1 protein-coding gene and 1 pseudogene are annotated in these 2,702 nt (G+C 76.5%); one reads left to right on the top strand and one right to left on the bottom strand.

What is annotated here, in order from left to right; translation table 11 throughout:
* The coding region (locus ACWF94_RS38205) for an ATP-binding protein (RefSeq protein ID WP_453499516.1) at positions 1-2,130 on the top strand (2,130 nt) is incomplete at its 5' end.
* Between the two features lie 266 nt (positions 2,131-2,396).
* On the opposite strand, the pseudogene ACWF94_RS38200 reads toward ACWF94_RS38205, so the two are convergent.
* Positions 2,397-2,702, bottom strand: a pseudogene (locus tag ACWF94_RS38200) (TIGR04222 domain-containing membrane protein); the annotation flags it as partial.

Below are 2,702 nucleotides of genomic sequence, written 5' to 3'. Positions count from 1 at the left end.
GTACTGCTCGTCCTGGACAACTGCGAACATCTCGCGGACGCCGCCGCCGAGCTGACGGCCGCCCTGCTGCGGGCCGCGCCCGGGCTGCGGGTCCTGGCCACCAGCCAGGAACCACTGCGCGTCCCCGGCGAAGCGGTCCACACGGTCGCCCCGCTGCCGGAGACGGACGCGATCCGGCTGTTCCGCGCCCGTGCGGCGGCGTCCGCGCCCGGTCTCCGGATCGAGGGACGGGCCGGGGAAACGGTCGCCGAGATCTGCCGGCGCCTCGACGGCCTGCCGCTCGCGCTGGAGCTGGCGGCGACCCGGGCCGGCTCCCTCGGTCTCACCACCCTGGCCGAGCGGCTGGGCGACCGGTTCCGCCTGCTGGCCACCGAAGGCCGCGGAGTCGCCGCCAAGCACCGCACCCTGCGCGCGATGATCGACTGGAGCTGGGACCTGCTCGACGCCCCGGAGCGCGCGGTCCTGCGCAGACTCTCCGCCCACGCCGACAGCAGCACGCTCGCGGGCGCCGAAGCCATGTGCGCGGGTCCCCCTGTCGGCCGGGCCGAGGTCGCCGACCTCCTCGCCCGGCTGGTCGAACGCTCCCTCGTCGTGGCGGTGGCCGACCCGGACGGGCTCGGGGTGCGCTACCGGCTGCTGGAATCCGTCGCCGCGTACGGCCGCGAACGCCTCGCCGCCGCCGGGGAGACCACGGCCGTACGGGAACGCCACCGCGCCCACCAGGTCGCTTTCGCCGAACACGCGAACGCCCGGCTCCGCGGCCCCGGCCAGCAGCGATGGCTCACCGCCCTCGACACCCAGGCACCCGACCTGCGTGCCGCCCTCGACGACGCCGTCGCACACGGAGCCACCGACGACGCACTGCGGCTGGTCAACGCCCAGTCCTGGTACTGGTACCTCCGCGGGCGGCTCAACGAGGCGGCGCGCGCGCTGGACGCCGCCCTCGCGCTCGTCCCCCGCTCGTCCGGCGTCGACGCCTCTCCCACCGCGGCCGCGCGGGTGTGGCGCACCGGCATCGACATCGTGTGCGGCGAGGTCACCGACGCCGGCCGGGCCGCGCTGGACGCCATCGCGGCCTACGAGGGCCCCCACGGCGTGGCCGACCCGGCGGGCGAGGCGCGCGCCCGCGGATATCTGGCGTCCCTGCTCGGCTTCGACAGCCTGCCGACCGGCGAACGGCTCACCGCCCAGGCCCTGGACGCCTTCGCGGAACTGGACGACACCTGGGGAACAGCGGCGGCTCTGTCCACCCGGGCCTGGCAACGGCTGACCCGCGGCGATCTGACCGCCGCCCGCGACGACGCCACCCGCGGCCTCACCCTCTTCACCGGGCTCGACGACACCTGGGGCCGCCTCCAGTGCCTGCCCACCCTCGGCACCCTCGCCGAGATCGCGGGCGACTACGGCGAAGCCGCCCGGCTGCACGGGGAAGGCATCCGGGCGGCCGAGGAGCTGCGGCTGTGGAGCGAGTTGTCGTACCGGCTCTCGGCGATGGGGAACATCCTGCTGCTCACCGGGGAGACTGCCCGCGCCGATGCCCTGCACCGGCGGGCACGGCGGATCGCCGTCGAGCACACGGACCAGTTCGGGCAGCAGATCGCCGACCTGGGGCTCGCCCTCGGCGCTCGCCGGCGCGGCGACCCGGACACCGCCGAGCGGTATCTGCGGCGCTCGCTGGAATGGAACCGCGAGCGCGGGGTCGACGCGGCGGTGGCGCTCGTCCTGGCGCACCTCGGGTTCCTGGCCGGGGAACGCGGAGACATCGTCGAGGCACGGTCGCTCCACAGGGAGGGGCTGACGGCGGCGCGGGCGGTCGGCGACCCCCGGGCGGTGGCGCTGGCGCTGGAGGGACTGGCGGGAGCGGCGGTACTCGGCGGGGACCCGGCGGAGGCGGCCAGGCTGCTCGGAGCCGCGGCGGCCGCGCGGGAATCGGTGGACGCGCCGCTGCCACCCGCCGAACGCGGCGACGTGGACCGGATCACCGCCGCCGCCCAGGCGGCACTCGACACGGACACGTACGCGGCGGCGTTCCGGGCGGGGCGTGCGCTCGGCACCCGTGTCCGTCCGCACCTGGAGTCGCCCGGTGAGCCTCGGCCGTCGGAGCCCGCCATCCCCGCGCCCCCGGCGTGACGGGGTCGACGCGGTACGGCCGCGCTGCTCGGTGACCCGGACGGGATGTGGCCGATGGTGTACGCCACCTGTGCGCGCGGTTGAGGCGTGCCATCGGCGCGGAGGGGGTCGGCGCCCTGTTCGCGCCGGGGCGGCTGGTCACGGCCGGGGGCCCTCGCCGCGTACGAGCCGTACCCGGAGGTGGCCGGGCCGGGGCCGGCTCACCCGCCCTCATCCAGCCGGCGAAGTCCCCGGCACCACACGTGACAAGACCAGCCGACCGAGCACTACCGACCACCGCCGGTGAGCGCCGCCCGCAGCCGGGGGTCGTCGATGGCCTTGTGCCCGGCGACCGCGACCGCCGTCAGAAAGCCGCGCTCGCTGCCGTCCGGGACGCGGATGAGGGAGCCGAGCAGCCGCTGCCCCTCGGCCGATGCCCAGCGGGTGTACGGATGGACCTCGATCCGCGCTATCGCGAGACCGCTCAGGGTGAGCAGCAGCGGGAGGGCGAACCAGGCGAGCACCGGGCCGGGCGGCGCCTGCCCGGGCGGCAGTACCTGGACGGCGGCGCCCAGCGCCACGATGAGCACCGT

This window comes from Streptomyces sp. NPDC055078, assembly GCF_053607985.1.
This window is presented reverse-complemented; position numbering and strand designations above follow the sequence as displayed.